The 20,306-nt window shown below is 66.6% G+C and carries 21 protein-coding genes; 8 read left to right on the top strand and 13 right to left on the bottom strand.

The window, feature by feature from the left end:
- Nucleotides 1-61 precede the first annotated feature (61 nt).
- From V6X63_RS04115 to pilM, 7 genes are read right to left on the bottom strand one after another with little or no spacing between them, the layout of a single operon-like run.
- A complete protein-coding gene (locus V6X63_RS04115; protein ID WP_367978190.1) occupies nt 62-1,234 on the bottom strand; it encodes a deoxyguanosinetriphosphate triphosphohydrolase in 1,173 nt (390 codons plus the stop codon).
- On the bottom strand, nt 1,227-2,321 hold the full coding sequence (aroB, locus tag V6X63_RS04110) for a 3-dehydroquinate synthase (protein WP_367967319.1): 1,095 nt from the start codon (nt 2,319-2,321) through the stop codon (nt 1,227-1,229). Before aroB ends, V6X63_RS04115 begins: the two co-directional genes overlap by 8 nt.
- A complete protein-coding gene (aroK, locus tag V6X63_RS04105) occupies nt 2,311-2,844 on the bottom strand; it encodes a shikimate kinase AroK (RefSeq protein WP_367978189.1) in 534 nt (177 codons plus the stop codon). The genes aroB and aroK overlap by 11 nt, the downstream gene beginning before the upstream one ends.
- On the bottom strand, nt 2,841-3,989 hold the full coding sequence (gene pilQ, locus V6X63_RS04100; RefSeq protein WP_367978188.1) for a type IV pilus secretin PilQ: 1,149 nt from the start codon (nt 3,987-3,989) through the stop codon (nt 2,841-2,843). Before pilQ ends, aroK begins: the two co-directional genes overlap by 4 nt.
- A 2-nt stretch (nt 3,990-3,991) precedes the next feature.
- Nucleotides 3,992-4,888, bottom strand: coding sequence for a type 4a pilus biogenesis protein PilO (gene pilO / locus V6X63_RS04095; RefSeq protein ID WP_367967316.1), 897 nt, complete (start codon nt 4,886-4,888; stop codon nt 3,992-3,994).
- Nucleotides 4,885-5,469, bottom strand: a complete 585-nt coding sequence (locus V6X63_RS04090; protein ID WP_367967315.1) for a PilN domain-containing protein — start codon at nt 5,467-5,469, stop codon at nt 4,885-4,887. The genes pilO and V6X63_RS04090 overlap by 4 nt, the downstream gene beginning before the upstream one ends.
- Nucleotides 5,453-6,385 carry a type IV pilus biogenesis protein PilM gene (pilM, locus tag V6X63_RS04085; RefSeq protein ID WP_367967314.1) on the bottom strand — a complete coding sequence of 311 codons (933 nt, stop codon included), beginning with the start codon at nt 6,383-6,385 and terminating at the stop codon, nt 5,453-5,455. Before pilM ends, V6X63_RS04090 begins: the two co-directional genes overlap by 17 nt.
- A gap of 92 nt (nt 6,386-6,477) precedes the next feature.
- On the opposite strand from pilM, the gene V6X63_RS04080 reads away from it, so the two are divergent.
- Together V6X63_RS04080 and V6X63_RS04075 are read left to right on the top strand one after the other, a co-directional pair.
- The gene (locus tag V6X63_RS04080; RefSeq protein ID WP_367978187.1) at nt 6,478-8,883 is read left to right on the top strand and encodes a penicillin-binding protein 1A; all 2,406 of its coding nucleotides are present in this window, start codon (nt 6,478-6,480) and stop codon (nt 8,881-8,883) included.
- A gap of 17 nt (nt 8,884-8,900) precedes the next feature.
- Complete coding sequence (locus tag V6X63_RS04075) at nt 8,901-9,518, top strand: hypothetical protein (protein ID WP_367967312.1); 618 nt, start codon at nt 8,901-8,903, stop codon at nt 9,516-9,518.
- Between the two features lie 9 nt (nt 9,519-9,527).
- Here the strand turns inward: V6X63_RS04075 and V6X63_RS04070 are convergent, their stop codons facing one another.
- Nucleotides 9,528-10,826 carry a citrate synthase gene (locus V6X63_RS04070; RefSeq protein ID WP_367967311.1) on the bottom strand — a complete coding sequence of 433 codons (1,299 nt, stop codon included), beginning with the start codon at nt 10,824-10,826 and terminating at the stop codon, nt 9,528-9,530.
- Between the two features lie 79 nt (nt 10,827-10,905).
- Nucleotides 10,906-11,169: a type B 50S ribosomal protein L31 gene (locus V6X63_RS04065; RefSeq protein ID WP_367967310.1), complete on the bottom strand. Its 264-nt coding sequence runs from the start codon at nt 11,167-11,169 to the stop codon at nt 10,906-10,908.
- 177 nt (nt 11,170-11,346) lie between these two features.
- Here V6X63_RS04065 and V6X63_RS04060 point away from each other — a divergent pair, with 177 nt between their 5' ends.
- Complete coding sequence (locus tag V6X63_RS04060) at nt 11,347-11,727, top strand: SirB2 family protein (RefSeq protein WP_367967309.1); 381 nt, start codon at nt 11,347-11,349, stop codon at nt 11,725-11,727.
- Between the two features lie 22 nt (nt 11,728-11,749).
- On the opposite strand, the gene V6X63_RS04055 is transcribed toward V6X63_RS04060, so the two are convergent.
- From V6X63_RS04055 to rph, 4 genes are read right to left on the bottom strand one after another with little or no spacing between them, the layout of a single operon-like run.
- The gene (locus V6X63_RS04055; protein WP_367967308.1) at nt 11,750-11,932 is read right to left on the bottom strand and encodes a CPXCG motif-containing cysteine-rich protein; all 183 of its coding nucleotides are present in this window, start codon (nt 11,930-11,932) and stop codon (nt 11,750-11,752) included.
- Nucleotides 11,929-13,116 carry a radical SAM family heme chaperone HemW gene (gene hemW, locus V6X63_RS04050; protein ID WP_367967307.1) on the bottom strand — a complete coding sequence of 396 codons (1,188 nt, stop codon included), beginning with the start codon at nt 13,114-13,116 and terminating at the stop codon, nt 11,929-11,931. The genes V6X63_RS04055 and hemW overlap by 4 nt, the downstream gene beginning before the upstream one ends.
- Entirely contained in the window at nt 13,101-13,715 is a 615-nt protein-coding gene (rdgB, locus tag V6X63_RS04045; RefSeq protein ID WP_367967306.1) for an RdgB/HAM1 family non-canonical purine NTP pyrophosphatase, read from the bottom strand. The genes hemW and rdgB overlap by 16 nt, the downstream gene beginning before the upstream one ends.
- A 1-nt stretch (nt 13,716) precedes the next feature.
- Nucleotides 13,717-14,433 carry a ribonuclease PH gene (rph, locus tag V6X63_RS04040; protein WP_367967305.1) on the bottom strand — a complete coding sequence of 239 codons (717 nt, stop codon included), beginning with the start codon at nt 14,431-14,433 and terminating at the stop codon, nt 13,717-13,719.
- Nucleotides 14,434-14,495: 62 nt separating this feature from the next.
- Here rph and gmk point away from each other — a divergent pair, with 62 nt between their 5' ends.
- The 5 genes from gmk (at nt 14,496) to recG (ending at nt 20,293) form a co-directional block, all read left to right on the top strand.
- On the top strand, nt 14,496-15,137 hold the full coding sequence (gmk, locus tag V6X63_RS04035) for a guanylate kinase (protein WP_367967304.1): 642 nt from the start codon (nt 14,496-14,498) through the stop codon (nt 15,135-15,137).
- Nucleotides 15,138-15,264: 127 nt separating this feature from the next.
- Nucleotides 15,265-15,609: a DNA-directed RNA polymerase subunit omega gene (rpoZ, locus tag V6X63_RS04030; RefSeq protein WP_367967303.1), complete on the top strand. Its 345-nt coding sequence runs from the start codon at nt 15,265-15,267 to the stop codon at nt 15,607-15,609.
- Nucleotides 15,610-15,619: 10 nt separating this feature from the next.
- Entirely contained in the window at nt 15,620-17,788 is a 2,169-nt protein-coding gene (spoT, locus tag V6X63_RS04025; RefSeq protein WP_367967301.1) for a bifunctional GTP diphosphokinase/guanosine-3',5'-bis pyrophosphate 3'-pyrophosphohydrolase, read from the top strand.
- 30 nt (nt 17,789-17,818) lie between these two features.
- A complete protein-coding gene (locus tag V6X63_RS04020) occupies nt 17,819-18,211 on the top strand; it encodes a RidA family protein (RefSeq protein WP_367967300.1) in 393 nt (130 codons plus the stop codon).
- A gap of 30 nt (nt 18,212-18,241) precedes the next feature.
- Nucleotides 18,242-20,293, top strand: coding sequence for an ATP-dependent DNA helicase RecG (recG, locus tag V6X63_RS04015; protein WP_367978186.1), 2,052 nt, complete (start codon nt 18,242-18,244; stop codon nt 20,291-20,293).
- Nucleotides 20,294-20,306: the final 13 nt, after the last annotated feature.

Genomic DNA, 20,306 nt, shown 5'->3' with positions numbered 1-20,306 from the left:
GCTCCCGTTTCACTGGGCAAATGGCCCGACAATATAGCGCGCGGGCCTTTTTCCGGCAACTTCAGGTGAGCGTTTTCGGTGTCGTCAGGCGTTCGTGTTCGTCGATGGCGAAGCGGTCGGTCATGCCGGCAATGTAGTCGGCGACTGCCCGGGCGCGGCCGCGGTCGCCATCCCGCCGGGCACGTTCCTCCGCGGCCTGCCGGAACTGCGGTGGCAGTAGCCGGACGTCGCCCATGAAGATCTCGAAGAGCGACTCGATCACTCTGGCGGCCTTGGTGGTCATGCGATGGACGCGATAGTGGCGGTAGAGGTGTTCGAGCAGATAGCCCTTGAGCTCCCGATGGCGCTGCTGCATCTGCGGACTGAATGCAATGAGCGGCCGCTCGAGGGCCCGTACTGCCTCGGGCCCGTCCGGACTGGCCTCGCGGATGCGGTCGCGGCTGACTGCGAGCAGGTCGTTGACCTGGCCGGCGATCAGCTCGCGGACGATGCGATAGACAAGCCGGCGCCCGTTGAGCCCCGGATGGACGGCCTGGATATCCCCGTACAGTGAGTCGATCCACTCGACTTCGCGCAGTGCATCGAGCTCGAGTAGACCGGCCCGCAGGCCGTCATCGATATCGTGGCTGTTGTAGGCGATCTCATCGGCGATGTTGGTGAGCTGGGCCTCCAGCGAGGGCTGGGTCCCCTGCACGAACCGTCTGCCGATGTCGCCGAGCCGTTCCGCCTGCTCCAGCGGACAGCGCTTGACCAGACCCTCACGCGTCTCGAAGGTGAGGTTGAGGCCGTCGAAGTCGGGATAACGGCCCTCGAGGACATCGACCACCCGTAACGACTGGAGGTTATGCTCGAAGCCGCCATACCCGGACATGCAGGCGTTCAGGGCCTCCTGGCCCGCATGGCCGAAGGGGGTGTGGCCGAGGTCGTGGGCAAGGGCGATCGCTTCGGTGAGATCCTCGTTGAGGCCCAGCGCGCGGGCGATGGTGCGGGCGATCTGCGCGACTTCAAGGCTGTGAGTGAGGCGGGTGCGGAACAGGTCGCCTTCGTGATTGACGAAGACCTGCGTCTTGTACTCGAGCCGCCGGAATGCGGAACTGTGGATGATGCGGTCGCGGTCTCGCTGAAAGGCGTTGCGCAGATCGGGCCGGTCGTCGGCATGTTTTCGGCCACGACTGGCCGAGGGTCGGGAGGCGTAATGCGCCAGGCCGGGTGGATCGACCGGTACCTCAGGCATCGGCCCTGCCCTCCAGCGTTGCGGTCAGCGCCGCGTCATCGTAGTCCGCCGTGACGATGGCGTCGCCCAGCCCGCGCAGGAGCACCAGCCGCAGTTCGCCATCACGGTTTTTCTTGTCCCGCGCCATGAACTCGCGGAAGCGCACCGCATCCAGGTCGCTCGGTGGTTGTGTCGGCAGGCCGACCCGGGCGATCAGCGCCACCGCCCGGTCCCGGTCTTGCGGCGTGATCCAGCCCTGGCGGGCGGACATGCGGGCGGCCATGCACATGCCGGCGGCGATGGCCTCGCCGTGGAGCCAGTCGCCGTACCCCCGGGCTGCCTCGATGGCGTGGCCGAAGGTGTGGCCGAGGTTGAGCAGCGCCCGCTGACCCGCCTCGCGCTCGTCCGCGGCGACGATGGCCGCCTTGTTGCGGCAGCAGCGCTCGACGATAAAGGCGAGCGCGTCCGGTTCGCGCGCCAGGGCCGCATCGACGTGGCCCTCGAGCCAGTCCAGGAATTCGCGGTCACCCAGCAGGGCGTACTTGATCACCTCCGCCATACCGGCCCGCAGCTCCCGGTCCGGTAACGTCTCGAGCACGGCAAGATCGGCGATGACCGCCCGCGGCTGGTGGAACGCGCCGATCATGTTCTTGCCCCGCGGGTGATTGACGCCGGTCTTGCCGCCCACCGAGGAGTCGACCATCGCCAGGAGGGTTGTCGGGACCTGGACGAAATCGACACCGCGCTGGTAGGTGGCGGCCACGAAGCCGGCCAGGTCACCGATCACGCCACCACCCAGGGCGACCACCTGGCAATCACGGCCGAAGCCGTTGACCAGCATTTCGTCGAAGACTGGCAGCATTGATTCCAGGCACTTCTCCTGTTCGCCATCCGGCAGCGATGCGGCCGTGATGCGGCGCTCGCCCAGCGCGGTCTTCAGGGCGTCGAGATAGAGCGGAGCCACGGTCTCGTTGCTGATGATCATGACCTGCCGGGCCGGGATGTTCTCGCGCATCAGCGCGGCATCCCGCAGCAAGCCGCGGCCGATGTGGATGAGGTAGCTGCGATCGCCGAGGGCGACCTCGACCAGACGCCGATCATGCTTCATGGGGTAATCCCGGTCTGCGAATTTGGTGGGCGAGCCGCTGTGCGATGCGATCGGGCATGCCATCTTCCGTATCGATGGCGAGATCGGCAAGGGATTCGTAGAGCGGAGCCCGTGTCTCGAGAATGGCGCGCAGTCGGCCCTCCGGGTCCTCGCCCTGCAGGAGAGGGCGCTGGCTGTTGCGTGTGCGGGCCAGCTGGGTCGCGACATTGGCGCGCAGGTAGACCACGAGCCCGCGCTGAGCCAGGTGCTGTCGGTTCGCGTCGTCGAGTACCGCACCCCCTCCGGTAGCCAGCACGATGTCGCGGCGCGAGGTGAGCTCATCCAGCAGCTCCGCCTCCCGGCGCCGGAAGCCGGCCTCTCCCTCGATGTCGAAAATCCGCGGGATATCGACGCCGGTCCGAGACTCGATGGCCGTATCGAGGTCGACGAAGGCAAGCCCCAGCCGATCGGCAAGACGTCGGCCGATGGTGCTCTTGCCGGCCCCCATCGGGCCGATGAGAAAGACGCGGTCACTGGTGGTCATCCGCCGGATTCTACCGTGTTTGTCGTCGCCGTCGGGTTCTCGAGAATGCGGGGTGTGACGAAGATCAGCAACTCGCTGCGGTCGTCGACCCGCATGCGGCGCTCGAAAAGACCCCCCACCACCGGCAGATCGGAGAGCAGGGGAATCCGGCGCACGCCATTGCGCCGGGTCTGTTCGAAGACGCCGCCCAGGACGACGGTCTCACCGTCGGCGACCAGCACATGCGTGCGCACGGACTGGGTGTTGATCGCCGGCCCCTCCGGCGTCTCCTCTCCGCGGCTGTCCTGATTGACCGCCAGTGTCAGCTGGATCTGGTCGTCCGGCGTGATCTGCGGTGTCACCGTCAGGCCAAGCACGGCGTCACGGAAGGCGATGCTGGTGGCACCGCTGGAAGTGGCCTGCTCGAAGGGGATCTGCACGCCCTGCTTGATTTCGGCCTGCTGGTTACTGGCGGTGACGACCCGCGGGCTGGAGATGATCTCGCCGCGGTTTTCGCTCTCCATGGCCGAGAGCTCGAGCTGCAGCAGATAACTGCCCACCTTGCCGATGGCCAGACCTGCCGAGCCGGCGGCATTGCCCACTGGCAGATCGACCATCAGGCCCTCGTCGTTAAGGGTGCCGCCGCTGATGATCACACTATCACCGGCCTGGCTGCGCCGCGAGGCACTGAACTGCACGCCGATCTCGTCGCTGAAATCCTCGCTGGCAATGACGATCCGCGCCTCGATGAGGACCTGGCGCACCGGGACATCCAGCCGTTGCACCAGGGCCCTGGCACGTTGCAGCTCGGCTCTGGTGCCGCTCACGATGAGCGTATTGGTGCGACTGTCCACGCGTACCCGGGGCCCCTGGATCAAGGCCGCAAGGTCGGCCGCCGTGGCGTATTTCACCGGTAGGAAGACCGTGGGGAGGAAGGCGGCCCCGTCACGGTCGGCGGGCATCGCGCGGTTGGCCTGGCGGCCGTTTTTCTCGACGGAAAGCTCTCCGCCGGTCACGGCGCGGACCTGGTCCATGACCTCGGGCAGCGTCATGTCACGGATATCCAGCCGCACCGTTGGGTCTTCCGTCCCGCTGGCTGCCATGGCACCCAGCATCAGAACCAGTCCGGCGAACCGGCGGCACAAACGGCTGGCGACGGCAGGCATCGTCATCCTCCTGAGTCGTTGAGTGCAATCCGCTGTCGGGCGACCGGCCTGCCCCGGTTTCCAGTCTCTCCGGGGCGGTGGACGATAATAGCGGTCGGCGTCACCCGCCCGAGCCTTCCGCCGCCCGGGAGAGCGGTCCCGCTCTGACGGGAGTGGATCGTGCCGCTGGCATCGCGGACCAGCGCCCAGACCTGATCGCCGACCTGGATCCGGCCCAGATAGGTCAGTGCGTCCGCCGCGCCCTCCGGCTCGACGCGTCGGGATCGGAAAGGATCGCGCGCGAGTGCCGCCGGCCGATCGCCATCGGTTCCCGGGTCGGATGCCATCCAGCCTGCCGGGCCGGTATCACTCGGGATGAGGGCGCCGTCACCGACCTGCCAGTAACCGGTCAAGGTCAATGTGAGCGTCAGTGACGGGCCGTCGGCATCCGGGTTCCGGCGTGTCAGGTTCAAGCGGTTCATCGTGACCGCCCGGGTCTCATGTTCAAGCCTTACCAGCAGGTCAATCAGACCGCTCCATTCCCCCTTGAGCCGCAGCGTCACCGCACGCTGCCGATAGTCGGCCGTGGTGACCGGGCTCTGCGGCTCCACGCCGATCAGTCGGGTACCAGTGGCCGTGGCAACCCTGGCGATCCGGCCGAGCAGCCCGGGCAGATCGGGTTCACGGGGCAGGCGCATGGGATGGGCACGGATTTGCCGGCTCAGGGTCTCTACCCGGGTCCGCCATTCATCGTGTCGGGCGGCGGTGGTGCGATGGGCCGCGAGACGGGATGCAAGGCGCTCGGCCTCGTCCTCCGCCATCTCCCGGGCGTTCAGCTCGGGGCGCAGGATCGCGAACCACCCGGCGGTCAGGCCCACCAGCATCATGAGGGTGATCCGTCGCCAGGTTCCGACGCTCACTGCTGGACTCCCTGATCGTTGCCTTCTCCCGCATTTCTCTCGAGCGCGCGGCGAACGACGATGCGGAACCGATCGCCGCTGTGGCCCTGTGCCGGGCGGGTGGTGAGTCGCTCGAAGCGCAGCGCTGGAAACCGCGGTGATGCGCGGAGCGCGGTGATCAGGGCGGAGACCGAGACGGGCGCCGGGGCAAGGCCCTCGATCACCAACCGCTCCGCCCCGCGCTCGACCCCCATGAGACGGACGTCGTCCGGTAACGCCTCCATCAGGCCCGTCAGTTCATCCAGGGCGCGGGTTTGGCCGTCCAGCAGTGCCTCCATGGCCGCCATGCGCCGACTCAGCGCTCCGTGCGTCTGTTTCAGTTGCTCGGTGGCGGCGCGCCGGTCTGCCAGCGCATCGATCTGCTGGCGTACCCGCGTGTTGGCATCCAGCCGTTCCTCGTGCATTCCCCGTATGACCAGCGTCGCCATCAGCATGATGCCGAGGCCGATCAGGGTCGCAGTCGGCATCGCCAGCCACATTCGGCGTCGTGCGCGCCGGTCGCGCTCGGCGCGCCAGGGCAGCAGGTTAACGCCAATGGGCATGGTCATCTCCGGCATGCAGCGCCAGACCAATGGCGGTGAGCAGGCGGGGAAGGCGGGTGGTGAAGCCGTCGATGCCGAGGGTTTCGTCGACGGCGATCGCCGGGCGGGGATCAACGCAGTACGCGGGGATACCGACCCTCTCACCCAGGGCGCTGGCCAGTTGGCGGTCCGTTCCGCCTCCGGCGAGGGCGAGGGCCGCCGGCAGCCGCGATTCCTGGCTGCCATGATGCACCGCGAGGGCACGCTCGATGACCTCCAGGCGTTCATCGGTGGCGGCATCGGTCTTCATGCCGTGGTCCTGCTGGTAGAGGATCCGCTGGCGGTCGAATACGGTCAGTCGAAGCCGGGTGCCGATGTCGAGCAACGCCGTTGGCCGGGTGTCATCCGGGGGGCGGAGCCGGGCGTCGGCCAGAGCGGCCCGGGCCACCGCATGGGTATCAACATCGACCAGTCGGCAGCGCAATCCGCTGGCCGTGAGCAGAGTCCGGCGCGCCTGCAGCTCGTCGCGGCGTGTGGCGACCACCAGGACCGTCTGGCTTTCTCCGGCCTGGTCATCGCGTAACGTCCGGAAATCATGGGCGACGTCGTCGCGCGGCTGCCTGAGGGAGTCTTCGATGTCGAGGCTGACGCGGGCGCGCAATGCGGTCTCATCGAGGCCGCGGGGAAGCTCGATGACCCGGGTGATGACCGCCTCGGCTGGAACGGCGGTGGCCGCGATCCGTCCATGCGCGGCACTGGCGGCGGCTGCCCTGCGGATCATGGTGCTTGAGGCCTCCGTGCCGGCCGGGCGTGTCTCAATGGCGAAGCCACTGAGGCGGGGTGTCCTGTGCCGGAAATCGACCGCCGCCACCTTGATGGCGGTGGCGCCTATATCGACGCCCAGCACCGTCCGGTCTCGCCTGATCGGACCGAGCATGAGTTCAGAAGTCCGAATTTCGTCGGACGCGGAACTCGGGCCGCCCGGTGCTATACTCAATAAGGACAGCGTCCCTGCACTTATGGGGTTTCATGTCACGCATCATCAGGCGCTCCCTGCAGACATTAGCCGGCCTCGCGGCGCTCGGCCTCCTTGCCGCCGGCGGACTGGCCGTCTCCTACATCGTGCTCGCCCCCGGTCTGCCCAGCGTTGAGGCCGTCCGCAACGTTGAGCTACAGGTCCCGTTGCGGGTCTATACGACCGATGGCGAGTTGATCGACGAATTCGGCGAGATGCGGCGTACCCCGGTGACGCTCGCGGCGGTGCCCACGAGTCTGCAGCAGGCCTTCATCGCCGCGGAGGACCAGCGCTTCCGCCAGCATCCGGGTGTAGACTATCAAGGCCTGGCGAGGGCGGTCTGGTACCTGGTTCGCACTGGCGAAAAGGGGCCGGGCGGCAGCACCATCACCATGCAGCTGGCGCGTAACCTCTTTCTCAGTTCCGAGCGGACCTACCTGCGCAAGCTGCGGGAGATCCTCCTGGCCCTCCGCATTGAGCGCCAGTTCGAGAAGGACAAGATTCTCGAGCTCTATCTCAACAAGATCTATCTCGGCCAGCGGGCCTATGGTGTGGCGGCGGCGGCCGAGGTCTACTACGGACGTCCCCTCGCGGAGCTCACCCTCGCACAGCAGGCGATGATCGCCGGCCTGCCCAAGGCCCCTTCCGCGTGGAACCCACTGGCCGATCCTGAGCGGGCCCTGCAGCGGCGGGCCTATGTGCTCGGCCGCATGCTCGATAGCGGCTTCATCGACGAGGCGAGCTATCAGCAGGCCATGGCCGCTCCCGTCACTGCGGAGCGGCATCGTCGTCGGCGCAGCGTCGATGCGCCCTTCATCGCCGAGATGGCGCGTGCCTGGGCGGTGGGTCGATTTGGGGCCGAGGCCGCCTACACCAGCGGCTACGAGATCTACACCACGATTTCGGCCGAACGTCAGCGGCAGGCGCGCGATGCGCTGCGGCGGGGTCTGCATGGCTACGACGAACGGCATGGATATCGCGGCCCGCTGGCACAGCTCGACCCTGCGCGGCTGGAGGGAGGGCGCGGGGCCCTGACGGAGCGCCTGTCGGACTTCAACCGGCCGGGGGACCTGGAGGTTGCCGTGGTGACGGCGATCGCCGAGCGCTCCGCGACGCTTGTCACCGCTGACGGGTCAACTCTCGAGCTGGACTGGCAGGGCATGGAATGGGCGCGGCCGCAACTGGGGCGTAACGCCATGGGGCCGAGGCCCGAGCAGGCGGCGGACATTCTGGTTGCCGGCGATGTGGTCTACCTGCGGCGCAGCGACGGTGGTTGGCGGCTTGCGCAGACGCCGGAACCGCAGGCGGGTCTGGTGGCACTGGATCCGGACGACGGCCGTATCGAGGCTCTGGTCGGGGGGTATGACTTCACGCTCAGCAAGTTCAACCGGGTCACGCAGGCAGCCCGACAGCCGGGGTCGGCGTTCAAGCCCCTGATCTACTCGGCGGCGTTGGCCGACGGTTTCACGCCGGCGACCCAGGTCAATGACGCCCCAGTGGTGTTCGAGGACGCATCGCTCGAGGACGTCTGGCGGCCGGAAAACTACAGCGGCCGGGTCTTCGGACCCACCCGGCTGCGCGAGGCACTGACGTATTCGCGCAACCTGGTGTCGATCCGGCTCCTGCGCCAGGTCGGCGTGCGGACGGCCATTGATCATATCGAGCGGTTCGGTATCCCGGGCGACCGCCTGCCCCCTAATCTCTCCCTGGCGCTCGGCGCCGCGGAGGTCACCCCGCTCGAGCTTGCCCGGGCCTATGCCGTTTTCGCCAACGGCGGCTATCGGGTCACTCCGTATTACATCGAGCGCGCGGTGGACGGTGACGGTTCCGTGGTCTACGAAAGCTGGCCGTCACGTGCGGTGGCCGCCGACGCCATCGAGCCGGCCGAACCGGGCCCGGAGGGACCCCGGCGGCCCGCGGCCCGGCCCGCCGAGCGCGCGATCAGTGCGGAAAACGCCTGGCTGATGCGCTCCATGCTCCAGAATGTGATCCAGGAGGGCACGGCGCGTTCCGCCCGGGCGCTGGGTCGCAGTGATCTGGGTGGCAAGACCGGCACCACCAATGAACAGCGGGATGCCTGGTTTTCGGGGTTCAACGGTGATCTGGTCGTGACGGCCTGGGTGGGATTTGACGAGTTGCAGACGCTGGGCCGTTATGAGACCGGTGGCCGGGCGGCGCTTCCGATCTGGGCGGATTTCATGCAGGCGGCGCTGGATGGGCGGCCCGAGTCGGAATGGCCGCGACCGGACGGGCTGGTGACCGTGCGGATCGATCCGGATAGCGGACAGCTTGCCGGCGCCGACACACCGGATGCCATTTTCGAGACATTCCGGGAGTCGAATCTGCCCAGTGGCGATGCCTCGGCGGAGAGCAGCCACGGGGAGGGGGGCGGCGCTTCGGGCGGGCAACCGATTTTCTGAACGGGGGACGTATTGCGATGGCAAGGGGAAAGGCAAGCCGTGACGCGCGGATGCGCGAGCGACTGATCCAGGAGGCGGCCCGAATCATGGCCGTGGAGGGCATCCGGGATTTCTCCCAGGCCAAGCGCAAGGCTGCGCTTCAGCTGAATGCGCCGCGGACGACGAACCTGCCCCAGAACCGGGAGATCCAGGCGGCGCTGCAGGATTACCAGCGCCTGTTCGGTGGCGATCGTCAGCAGTCAGCGCTCCAGGCATTGCGCCGCTCGGCGCTCGAGGCCATGGAATTCTTCGCGCCGTTCCGGCCGCGCCTCGTCGGGCAGGTGCTGGATGGCACGGCGGGGCCGGATAGTGCGGTGGAATTGCATTGCTTCGCGGAGACGCCGGAGGACGTCGTGTTCTTTCTGATGGACCACGATATTCCGTTCGATACCGAGGAGAGGCGCCTGCGGTTTGATGACGAATATGAATCCGTCCCGGTTCATCACTTCGTGGCGGGGGAGACGCCCGTGAATCTGGCGGTGTTCACCGGGCGCGACCGACATCACCCACCCCGAAGTCCCGTTGATGGACGTCCCATGCCGCGTGCGGGGAGAGGAGAGGTGGAGGCGCTGGTCGCCGAAGGCGCCAGCGCCTGAGCGGATCGCTCAGCCGCGACGGTGGAGCGGCACGTAATCTCGCCGCGCGGCACCGGTGTAGAGCTGGCGGGGTCGGCCGATACGCTGCTCCGGGTCGGCGAGCATTTCCATCCACTGGGCGATCCAGCCCGGCGTGCGGCCGATCGCAAACAAGACCGTGAAGAACTCCGTCGGGATGCCGAGTGCCCGGTAGATGATCCCCGAGTAGAAGTCGACGTTCGGATAGAGCTTGCGCTCGACGAAGTAGTCATCGGCGAGGGCGATCTCTTCCAGCTTCATGGCCAGCTCAAGCTGTGGATCGTTGGCGACGCCAAGCTCGTCCAGCACCTCGTGACAGGTCTTGCGGATGATGGTGGCACGGGGGTCGTAGTTCTTGTAGACCCGATGACCGAAGCCCATCAGCCGGAAAGGATCGTTCTTGTCCTTGGCCTTCTCGATGAACTTCGGCACCTGCTCGACCGAACCGATCTCGCTGAGCATGCGGAGTACCGCCTCGTTGGCACCGCCATGGGCAGGGCCCCAGAGCGCTGCACAGCCGGATGCGATGGCCGCGAACGGGTTCGTCCCGGTGCTGCCCGCCAGCCGGACCGTCGAGGTGCTGGCGTTCTGCTCGTGATCGGCATGGAGGATGAGGAGCTGGTCCAGCGCCCGTTCGGCCACCGGATTGATCTCGAATTCCTCGCTGGGCCGGGCGAACAGCATGTTCAGCAGGTTGCCGGTGTAGGAGAGGCGGTTGAGCGGGTGGACGAACGGCTCGCCCACCATGTGTTTGAACGCGGCCGCGGCGATCGTCGGCATCTTGGCAATGATCCGGTGCGCGCAGAGCAGGCGGTTCTCCGGGTCGTTGATGTCGATGGTGTCGTGATAGAACGCCGACAGCGAGCCGACAACGCCGGTGAGCATGGCCATGGGATGGGCGTCGTAGTGAAAGCCGTTGAAGAAGATCCGCAGGCTTTCGTTCACCATCGTGTGCCGCGTGATGGCCTCTTCGAATTCCTCGAGTTCGGCCTTGTTTGGCAGATCACCATGGATCAGCAGGCGCGACACTTCGAGGAACGAGCTCTGCTCGGCGAGCTGTTCGATGGGATAACCGCGGTAGAGCAGGATACCCTGATCGCCATCAATGAAGGTGATGTCACTCTGGCAGCTGCCCGTCGAGCTGTAGCCCGGGTCGTATGTAAAGTAACCCAGCTCGCTCTGCAGTGTCCGGATGTCGACCAGATCGGGCCCGTGCGTGCCCTGACGGACCGGCATTTCGGACTGCTTGCCGGTGGCATTATCGGTGATCGTGACAGTCTTGTCGGCCATGAAACGACTCCTGGTGGCGCCAGGTGCTGGCATTGTCAGGTCACGGCAATCCGATCAGCGAATTGCCGCCGTTGGCGTTTCAGTCCTTGGCACCCTTAGCCATCGCGCCGTAACGGCGACGGAACTGATCCACGCGGCCGCCACTGGAGAGGACGCGCTGCTTGCCGGTGTAGAAGGGATGACTGGCGCTGGAGATCTCCACCTTCACGAGGGGGTACTCATTGCCGTCCTCCCACTGGATCGTGTCATCGGTCTGCACCGTCGAACGGGTCAGAAACGAGAAGTCCGAGGAGATATCCTGGAACACGACCTGGCGGTATTCGGGATGAATGTCTTTCTTCATGGCGTTTCTCGAGACGCTGGATTCGGAAGCGCGGTATCTTAGGCCCTTGCAGCCATGGGTACAAGAGACGATGTTGCGCTGCACTCAGGGCGTTGACCGCCGATCGCCTGTGACAGGCGCTGGCCGGCCCGGTAACATCCGCCCCCGACTGACGGTTTGGGCTCTGGGGAAGACACCATGCTCTATATTGCGCTGAAGCATCTGCATACGACGGTGGCCACGCTGACCGTGCTGCTCTTCATCCTCCGGGGCGGCTGGACGGTGGCCGGCTCGGGCATGCTGAAGCGACGCTGGGTACGGATCCTCCCCCATGTCATCAATACCCTGCTGTTATTGACCGGTTTTGCGGTGGCCTGGATCGGCTGGCGCTACCCGGTTGAGCTGCATGGGTGGATCACCGCCAAGATCATCGCCCTGGTGGTCTACATCATGCTCGGCGTCGTCGCATTCAAGCGCGGTCGTCCTGCGCCGGTGCGCTTCGGGGCCTTCTTCGGCGCGCTTGCGGTGTACGGTTACATCGTCCTGGTGGCGCTGAACAAGACGCCGCTGCCTTTCTGAACCGCGGGCATTCCGGGCCCGCTCAATCGTCGTCGCGCCGGACCTCGAGTGTCGGTCCGTCCGCGGTGACGGTAAGGCGGCATTCGATCGGCCGGCAGCACACCACACAGTCCTCGATGTAGGCCTGGTCGCCGGCGGAGCAGTCGACGACGGTCGTAAACGCCTCGCCGCAGTATGGGCATTCGATGACAAGCGTCTCGATCATCCGGAACCGACCTCCGTGTCATCGGGGGCTGCATCAAGGAATCGAGCCAGCAGATCGTCAAGGAACCGCTGACCCTGCGTCGTTGCCTGCAGCCAGGCCGGGTCATCCGTCAGCAGCTCCTGCGCCCGTGCCTCGCCCAGGGCAGGTTCGAAGGCCTCTCTCGGCAGTCCCGTTCGGGCGAGGGCATCACGCATCGGCACCCCGGCGGTCAATCGAAGGGCGTTCATGAGGTACTCCAGGGGCCGTTCGTCCATCGTCACCGTGCGCGTCTCGGCGGTCGCGGCCGGTGTCCCGGCGCTCGCCTGGTACTGGCGGGGCATGCGCAGCTTGCTGTATCGCTGAATACGGCCATCGGAATGACTGATCTTGCCGTGGGCGCCGGCACCGATGGCCAGATAGTCGCCGAAACCCCAGTAATTGAGGTTATGACGGCATTCCTCGCCGGGCGTCGCCCAGGCGGAGACCTCATAGCGCTGTAGCCCCTCTGCCGTGATCCTTGCCGCGCAGGCCGCTTCGATGTCGGCCAGCCGATCTTCGTCGGGCAGCGTTGGCGGACGGGCGTGGAAGGCTGTACCCGGCTCGAGCGTCAGCTGATAGTGCGAGAGGTGCTGGATGCCCAGGGCCAGTGCCTGGTCGACGTCGTGCACCGCCTGCTGACAGGACTGCGCCGGCAGCCCATGCATCAGGTCCAGGTTGATGCGCTCGAAGCCGGCGCGCTGGGCCGCCTCCACCGCGTGGCTTGCCTCGCTGCCCCCGTGAATGCGGCCAAGGCGTCGCAGGTGGTCATCGTTGAAGCTCTGTACGCCAATCGAGAGGCGGTTGACGCCGGCGTCCAGAAACCCCTCGAAGCGGCCCGCCTCGATCGTGCCCGGGTTCGCCTCCAGTGTGACTTCGGCATCCGCCGAGATGGACAGCCGCTCACCGAGTCCCCGCAGCAGGCGGGCGATCGCCCCCGCAGTGAAGAGGCTGGGTGTGCCGCCCCCGATGAAGACCGTCTCCACCCGACGCCCGGTCGCCCGTGCCGCCTCCGTCTCGGCATCGCGCAGCAGCGCGTCGATATAGTCCGACTCCGGCAGATCGCCCCGCAGGGCATGCGAGTTGAAGTCGCAGTAGGGGCATTTCTGGACGCACCACGGCAGATGGACATAGAGACCCAGTGGTGGGGGCGTCAGGACGCTGTCCATTCCGTCTCCAGACGCCGTCGCATCGAGGCCAGTGCCTGACCCCGGTGGCTCAGCAGGTTCTTGGTCTCGTCGGGCAGTTGCGCAGCCGTGCAGCCCGCCTCGGGCAGGAAGAAATGCGGGTCGTAACCGAACCCCCCGTCTCCCGCCGGTTGGTCGACCAGCCGGCCATGCCAGACGCCCTCGGTGATGATCGGCACCGGATCCGCCGCGTGCCGCATGAACACCAGCACACAGCGATAGGCAGCGGCCCGCTCGGCCTCGGCCAGATCGAGCAGTTCATCCCGCAGCCGGGCATTGTTGGCCGCGTCGTCGGCATCCTCGCCCGCCCAGCGCGCGGATCGTACGCCGGGTGCGCCGTCGAGTGACGGGATCTCCAGGCCGGAGTCATCGGCAATGGCCGGCAGGCCGGTGTGTGCCGCCGCATTCCGTGCCTTGATGATGGCGTTTTCGACAAAGGTGGTGCCGGTCTCCTCGGCCTCGGGCACGTAGTAGAACGACTGCGGCAGGACCTCGTCGACCAGACCGGTCAGCAGCGATTCGAGCTCCGCCAGTTTGCCGCGATTGCCACTGGCGATGACCAGGCGCGGGATGATTGCCATCTCAACTCTCCAGAGCGGCCCGCTGTTCGGTGATGAGCCGGTCGATGCCGTCGCTGGCGAGGTCGAGCATGCCGTCCAGTTCCGCCCGCCGGAAGGCATGGCCTTCGGCGGTGCCCTGAACCTCAATGAAATGGCCGGCGTCATTCATGACGACGTTCATGTCGGTTTCCGCTTCCGAGTCCTCGGCATAGTCCAGATCCAGGACCGGCGTTCCCTGATGGATGCCAACCGATATGGCGGCGACCTGGCCATGCAGGGGATTACGGCGGACCTTACCGGCCTTCATCAGCGTGCCGACGGCATCGGCCAGGGCGACATAGCCGCCGGTGATCGAGGCAGTGCGTGTGCCCCCGTCGGCCTGGAGCACATCGCAGTCGATGACGACCCGGCGCTCGCCGAGCGCCTCCAGATCGACCACCGCCCGGAGTGCGCGACCGATCAGGCGTTGGATCTCCACCGTGCGCCCCTGCTGGCGCCCGCGGGCCGCCTCGCGATCGGTCCGGCTGCCCGTTGCGCGCGGCAGCATGCCATATTCCGCGGTGACCCAGCCCCGGTTGCTGTTGCGCAGCCACGGCGGCACGCGCTCCTCCACCGAAGCGGTGCACAGGACCCGCGTGTCGCCGAACTCCACCAGCACCGAGCCCTCGGCGTGTCGCGTGAAACCGCGGGTCAGACGGATGGAGCGAAGTTGATCGGCGGCTCGGCCACTGGGGCGCATTGCGTTCTCCTGCTGTATTCACGAAAGTGCGGAAAAAGACCGCACAGGGTACCATCAAGCAGATGAATACGGGCACGACAGGCACCCTCTACATCGTTTCGGCGGCTTCCGGCGCGGGCAAGACCTCGCTGCTGCGTGCGCTGATGGAACGCGATCCGAAGCTGGTGATCTCGGTCTCACACACCACCCGCTCGCCCCGGCCCGGTGAGCAGGCAGGGCGTGACTACCACTTCGTTGACGAGAGCGAATTCCGGCGCCTGATCGAGGTTGATGCCTTTCTGGAGCATGCCCGGGTGTTCGATCGCCGCTATGGCACGACCTATGCGGCGGTGGAGGCGGATCTTGCCGCCGGCCGCGACGTGCTCGTGGAGATCGACTGGCAGGGTGCGAGACAGATCCGCGAGCGTCTGGCGCAGACGGTTTCGATCTTCATCCTGCCGCCTTCGCGCGATGCCCTCGAGCAGCGTCTGCGCGGCCGGGGTCAGGACAGTGATGAGGTGATTGCCTCGCGCATGGCCGCCGCGGTGGATGAGATGAGTCATTGCGGCGAATACGACTATCTGGTCTGGAATGACGACTTTGACACGGCGCTGGCCGATCTCGAGGCGATCATCCGTGTCCGGCGCCTGCGACTCGCCCATCAGATCGGCGTCAGCGCCGATGCGCTGGCGGCATTGACTGGCGGGGCGGTGGGTGTCCGCTGATCGGGTGTGAGGGCCCGGTCGATGCCGGGTATGCGCCCTGCGCGGTCGACAGGGCTTTGGTGGTTGTGGGCTTTCACGCTACACTGGCAGAGATCAGAGAAATCAGCGAAATCTGGAGGTTGCCGGCATGGCGCGAGTGACGGTCGAGGATTGCCTCGATACGATCGACAATCGGTTTGAACTGGTGCTGGCCGCAACGCGCCGGGCCCGTCAGGTGGCGCATGGCAGTCAGCCATTCGTCGACTGGGAGAACGACAAGCCCACGGTCGTTGCGTTGCGCGAAATCGCCGATGGCTACGTCACGTCGGAAATCCTCAATGTCGAGGCCGAGGCCGCCGAGGCGCTGGGTGCGCTCGACGATGCCGCCGAAGCCGCGGCGGGCGAGGCGGTCGAAGACGCTGAAACGGAGCAGGCCGAGTCCGGCACCGCCGCTTCCGGGGCGATCCCTGATGAGGAGAAGCCGGCCGACTGATCCGGCATCCATGGCAAGCGGCGAGGCGGCGGTGAAACGGGAGGCAGCGGGTTCCGATTCCGCAACCCGCGCGGCCGACCTTTGCTCGCTGCTCGAGGACTACCTCGAGCCACGTCAGGTCCAGCAGGTCTATCGGGCCTACCAGTTTGGCGCGGCTGCCCATGATGGCCAGCGCCGTCTCTCCGGAGAACCGTATATCACCCATCCGCTTGCGGTGGCCCGGACCCTGGGCGAGATGGGTCTGGACGCGGAGAGCCTCTGCGCGGCCATCCTGCATGACGTGATCGAGGACACGCCCACCGCCAAGGCGGAAATCGCCGAGGCCTTCGGGGCCGAGGTGGCGCAGCTCGTCGATGGCGTCTCCAAGCTCACGCAGATCAACTTCCGCAGCAAGGCCGAGGCGCAGGCGGAGAATTTCCGCAAGATGGTCATGGCGATGTCCCAGGACATCCGGGTCATCCTGATCAAGCTCGCCGACCGTCTGCACAACATGCGGACCATCTTCGTGATGCCGCCCAGCAAGCGGGCGCGCATCGCCCGTGAAACCCTGGAGATCTACGCCCCCATCGCGCAGCGCCTGGGCATCAACAGTGTGCGCGTCGAGCTCGAGGATCTTGGTTTCGCCGCGCTCTATCCCATGCGCTACCGAGTGCTCAAGGAGCGGGTGCGCCAGCAGCGCGGATCGCGGCGTGAACTGCTCGACAGCGTGCGCGACGAGCTGCGCGAGAGTCTGGCTGAAGGCGGCATCGACGCCCGCGTCATCGCCCGACAGAAGCATCTCTGGAGCATCTACCAGAAGATGCGCAACAAGCAGGCGGGATTCGACGATATCTTCGATGTCTACGGCTTCCGCGTGGTCGTGGCCGACGTGGATACGTGCTACCGGGTGCTCGGCCATTGCCACGGTCTGTACAAGCCCTTGCCGGGTCGCATCAAGGATTACATCGCCATCCCCAAGGTGAACGGATATCAGAGCCTTCACACCACCCTCGTGGGGCCACGGCGGGTCCAGCTCGAGGTGCAGATCCGCACCGCCGAGATGGACCGGGTGGCCGAGGCCGGCATCGCCGCGCACTGGCTCTACAAGGACGCTGGCGGGCCCACCAGCGTCGCGCAGACCCGCGCGAGGGAATGGGTGCACGGCCTGATGGAAATGCAGGAGAACGCCGGCAACTCGCTCGAGTTCATTGAGAACGTCAAGATCGACCTGCTGCCCGACGAGGTCTACGTCTTCACGCCGGGCGGTGACATCATGGAGCTGCCCAAGGGCGCTACGGTGGTTGATTTCGCCTACGCCGTGCACTCGGAGATCGGCGATGCCTGCATCGCGGCCAATATCGACAACCGGCTCGCCCCGCTGCGCACGCCGCTGGAGACGGGCCAGACGGTGGAGATCATCACCGCACCGATCGCCCGGCCCAATCCCGCATGGCTGGATTTCGTGGTCACCGCCAAGGCCCGCGCCGCGATCCGCCACAGCCTCAAGCGCCTGCAGGGCGTCGAGGCCGTGGATCTGGGCCGTCGGCTGGTGGAGCAGGCGCTGAATGCCATGGGGCTCAGTCTGGCCAATCTGCCGGGTGACGAGGTGGGCCAGGCGCTGGAATCCCTCGGCGTGAAAAGCCTCGATACGGTTTTCGAAGAGGTGGGGCTGGGGCGTCGGATGCCCTGGCTGGTGGCCCGCTACCTCGCCGGTACCGAAGAACAGGCGGACAATGCCGGTCAGGAAGCGCCGAGTGGAGCGCTGACCATTCGCGGCAACGAGGGTGCGGTAGTGACCTTCGCGCGATGCTGCCGGCCGATCCCCGGGGATCCGATTGTCGGTTTCGCCAGTGCCGGCCGGGGCGTCGTCATCCATCACCAGGCATGCAACAACATCCGGGAGTACCGCAACCACCCCGAGAAATGGGTGGATGTGCAGTGGGATGCGGTCGCCGAAGGCGACTACCCGGTGGCCATCGATCTGGAGGTGATGAACCGGCGGGGGGTCCTGGCGAATGTGGCGGCGGTGATCTCCGACCTCGATTCAAACATCGACGCCGTTGAAATCGAGGAGAAGGAAGGCATGATTGCCTCCATGAAGCTGGTGCTGGGTGTGCGCGGACGTGTCCACCTGGCGCGAATCATGCGCCGCCTGCGCGGACTCTCCGCCGTGCTGCGCATCACCCGCCGGCGGGGCTGACACCCCGGCCGCATCTTGCAAGGAGCCGTCATGACCCGCCGAATCATTCAGACCGATCAGGCCCCTGCCGCCATTGGCCCCTACTCGCAGGCGGTCCAGGTGGGGGAGCTGGTCTTCATCTCCGGGCAGATTCCACTGGATCCGGTGACCATGGACATGGTGGGCGCGGATATCGACACGCAGACCCGCCGGGTGTTCGACAACCTGCATAACGTCTGCATGGCAGCCGGTGGAGACCTCGCATCGATCTGCAAGCTGTCGATCTTCCTGACCGATCTCGGGCATTTCGCCACGGTCAACGCGATCATGGCGGAATATTTCGCTGAGCCCTACCCCGCCCGGGCAGCCATCGGCGTCTCCGAGCTGCCCAAGGACGCCATGGTGGAAGTCGAGGCCATCCTGAGTCTGGCCGACGCCGGCTAGTCCATGGCCGAGCCCGCCGTTGCAGGGGGCATGCCCGTTACCCGTTTGTCGGGAGTCGGGCCCCGGCTCGCTGAAAAGCTGGCCCGGTTGGGGCTGGTCCGTCTCGAGGATCTGCCGTTCCATCTGCCATCGCGCTACGAGGATCGGACCCGGGTTCTCAATATCGGCGAGCTCACGCCCGGTACGTCGGCACTGGTCGAGGGCGAGGTGACGGCCAGCGAAGTGGTTGGCGGCCGCCGACGCCGGCTGGTGTGTCGGATGAGCGACGGCACCGGGAGCCTGGAACTGGTGTTCTTTCACTTCTACGGCAATCAGCAGCGTCAGCTGGCGCGGGGTACTCGCCTGCGCGTGTTTGGCGAGGCCCGGTCCGGTCCCGTCACGCTGCAGATCGTGCATCCCGACTGGATGCGTGTCGAGGCCGACGCGCCGATGGCGGACGGCGAATTCAAGCCGGTCTATCCGGCGACGGATGGGCTGACCCAGCATGCCCTGCGTCGGGCCATCGCCGCGGCACTGGCCCATCCCGGCGCCGTTACCGAATGGCTGCCCGCGGCATTGCGCGACGCACTGGGACTCCCCGACCTGATCGACGCCCTTGCCACAGTGCATGCGCCGCCGCCGGATACCGACACGCAGGCGCTGCTCGACGGCCTGCATCCGGCCGTGCGGCGACTGGCCTTCGAGGAACTGCTGGCCCACCGATTGAGTCTTCTGCGGCTGCGTGCTGAGCAACGCCAGTCGATGCCGGCACCCGTCATCCGGGCGGACAATGCGCTGGTCGGGCGATTCCTGGACCAGCTGGGTTTCGCACTGACCGCCGCCCAGACCCGGGTGCATGACGAGGTAATGGCCGATCTGTCCATGGCGGCACCGATGCTTCGCCTGGTGCAGGGCGATGTGGGTTCCGGCAAGACGGTCATCGCCGCGCTGGCGGCCCTGCATGCCGTCTCCGCCGGGTGGCAGGTGGCCATCATGGCGCCCACCGAACTGCTCGCCGAGCAGCATGAGCGCAGTTTCCGGAACTGGCTCGAGCCCCTGGGGATCAGTGTTGGCTGGCTCAGCGGGCGCAGCGCCGCGGCGCGACGGCGGGAGACGCTCACTGGTCTGGCCTCCGGCGACGTTCAGGTGCTCATCGGGACCCATGCATTGTTCCAGGACGACGTCGTGTTCCGGGCGCTTGGGCTGGTGGTGATCGACGAGCAGCATCGATTCGGAGTGCATCAGCGCCTTGCGCTTCGCGACAAGGGCAATGGTGAGAGCCAGCCGCATCAGTTGGTCATGACAGCGACACCCATTCCGCGCACCCTTGCCATGACGGCCTATGCCGATCTCGATACCTCCGTGATCGATGAGCTGCCGCCGGGGCGTACGCCGGTGCAGACCGTCGCGCTGCCGGATACCCGCCGGGAGGCGGTGATCGAGCGCATCCGCGCGGCCTGCGCGGAGGGCCGTCAGGCCTACTGGGTCTGCACCCTGGTGGAGGACTCGGATGTGCTTGAGGCCGAGGCTGCCGAGGGGACGGCGGCGCTTCTGCAGGCGCAGCTGCCGGATATCAGGGTGGGCCTCGTGCATGGCCGCATGGCGGCGGCGGAAAAAGAGGCGGTCATGCGCCACTTCGAGTCGGCTGATGTCGACCTGCTGGTCGCCACCACGGTGATCGAGGTCGGGGTGAACGTGCCCAATGCTTCGCTGATGATCATCGAGAACGCGGAGCGGCTGGGGCTTGCCCAGCTCCATCAGCTCCGCGGCCGGGTAGGGCGCGGCGAGACCCGGAGCAGCTGCGTGCTTCTGTATCATGGGCCGCTCGGCGAGACCGCCCGTTCCCGACTGGGCATCCTGCGCGAGAGCAACGACGGCTTTCGCATCGCCCGGCGTGATCTTGAGATCCGCGGCCCGGGCGAGGTGCTCGGCACCCGGCAGACCGGTGCATTGTCGTATCGGATCGCGGATCTGCTGCGTGATGGAGATCTGCTGGATTCGGTGCAATCCGCCGCGCCGGCGCTGTTGCGTGATGATCCTGAGGCGGTGAGCGAGCTCATTCGCCGCTGGGTAGGAGAAGGCGAGCGATACGCTCAGGTATGAGGACAATGAACGC

The organism is Spiribacter onubensis, assembly GCF_040838425.1.
GTDB lineage: Bacteria > Pseudomonadota > Gammaproteobacteria > Nitrococcales > Nitrococcaceae > Spiribacter > Spiribacter onubensis.
This window is presented reverse-complemented; position numbering and strand designations above follow the sequence as displayed.

What these genes read in the sequence shown, in the direction of transcription:
- recG (WP_367978186.1), top strand. Translation starts at nt 18,242, where the DNA reads ATGCCCGTTACCCGTTTGTCGGGAGTCGGGCCCCGGCTCGCTGAAAAG.
- V6X63_RS04055 (WP_367967308.1), bottom strand. Translation starts at nt 11,932, where the DNA reads ATGATCGAGACGCTTGTCATCGAATGCCCATACTGCGGCGAGGCGTTT.
- aroB (WP_367967319.1), bottom strand. Translation starts at nt 2,321, where the DNA reads ATGAAGCATGATCGGCGTCTGGTCGAGGTCGCCCTCGGCGATCGCAGC.
- V6X63_RS04075 (WP_367967312.1), top strand. Translation starts at nt 8,901, where the DNA reads ATGGCAAGGGGAAAGGCAAGCCGTGACGCGCGGATGCGCGAGCGACTG.
- hemW (WP_367967307.1), bottom strand. Translation starts at nt 13,116, where the DNA reads ATGGACAGCGTCCTGACGCCCCCACCACTGGGTCTCTATGTCCATCTG.
- rdgB (WP_367967306.1), bottom strand. Translation starts at nt 13,715, where the DNA reads ATGGCAATCATCCCGCGCCTGGTCATCGCCAGTGGCAATCGCGGCAAA.
- V6X63_RS04115 (WP_367978190.1), bottom strand. Translation starts at nt 1,234, where the DNA reads ATGCCTGAGGTACCGGTCGATCCACCCGGCCTGGCGCATTACGCCTCC.
- gmk (WP_367967304.1), top strand. Translation starts at nt 14,496, where the DNA reads ATGAATACGGGCACGACAGGCACCCTCTACATCGTTTCGGCGGCTTCC.
- pilQ (WP_367978188.1), bottom strand. Translation starts at nt 3,989, where the DNA reads ATGCCTGCCGTCGCCAGCCGTTTGTGCCGCCGGTTCGCCGGACTGGTT.
- spoT (WP_367967301.1), top strand. Translation starts at nt 15,620, where the DNA reads ATGGCAAGCGGCGAGGCGGCGGTGAAACGGGAGGCAGCGGGTTCCGAT.
- pilM (WP_367967314.1), bottom strand. Translation starts at nt 6,385, where the DNA reads ATGCTCGGTCCGATCAGGCGAGACCGGACGGTGCTGGGCGTCGATATA.
- aroK (WP_367978189.1), bottom strand. Translation starts at nt 2,844, where the DNA reads ATGACCACCAGTGACCGCGTCTTTCTCATCGGCCCGATGGGGGCCGGC.
- rph (WP_367967305.1), bottom strand. Translation starts at nt 14,433, where the DNA reads ATGCGCCCCAGTGGCCGAGCCGCCGATCAACTTCGCTCCATCCGTCTG.
- rpoZ (WP_367967303.1), top strand. Translation starts at nt 15,265, where the DNA reads ATGGCGCGAGTGACGGTCGAGGATTGCCTCGATACGATCGACAATCGG.
- V6X63_RS04070 (WP_367967311.1), bottom strand. Translation starts at nt 10,826, where the DNA reads ATGGCCGACAAGACTGTCACGATCACCGATAATGCCACCGGCAAGCAG.
- V6X63_RS04080 (WP_367978187.1), top strand. Translation starts at nt 6,478, where the DNA reads ATGTCACGCATCATCAGGCGCTCCCTGCAGACATTAGCCGGCCTCGCG.
- V6X63_RS04065 (WP_367967310.1), bottom strand. Translation starts at nt 11,169, where the DNA reads ATGAAGAAAGACATTCATCCCGAATACCGCCAGGTCGTGTTCCAGGAT.
- V6X63_RS04020 (WP_367967300.1), top strand. Translation starts at nt 17,819, where the DNA reads ATGACCCGCCGAATCATTCAGACCGATCAGGCCCCTGCCGCCATTGGC.
- V6X63_RS04090 (WP_367967315.1), bottom strand. Translation starts at nt 5,469, where the DNA reads ATGCCCATTGGCGTTAACCTGCTGCCCTGGCGCGCCGAGCGCGACCGG.
- V6X63_RS04060 (WP_367967309.1), top strand. Translation starts at nt 11,347, where the DNA reads ATGCTCTATATTGCGCTGAAGCATCTGCATACGACGGTGGCCACGCTG.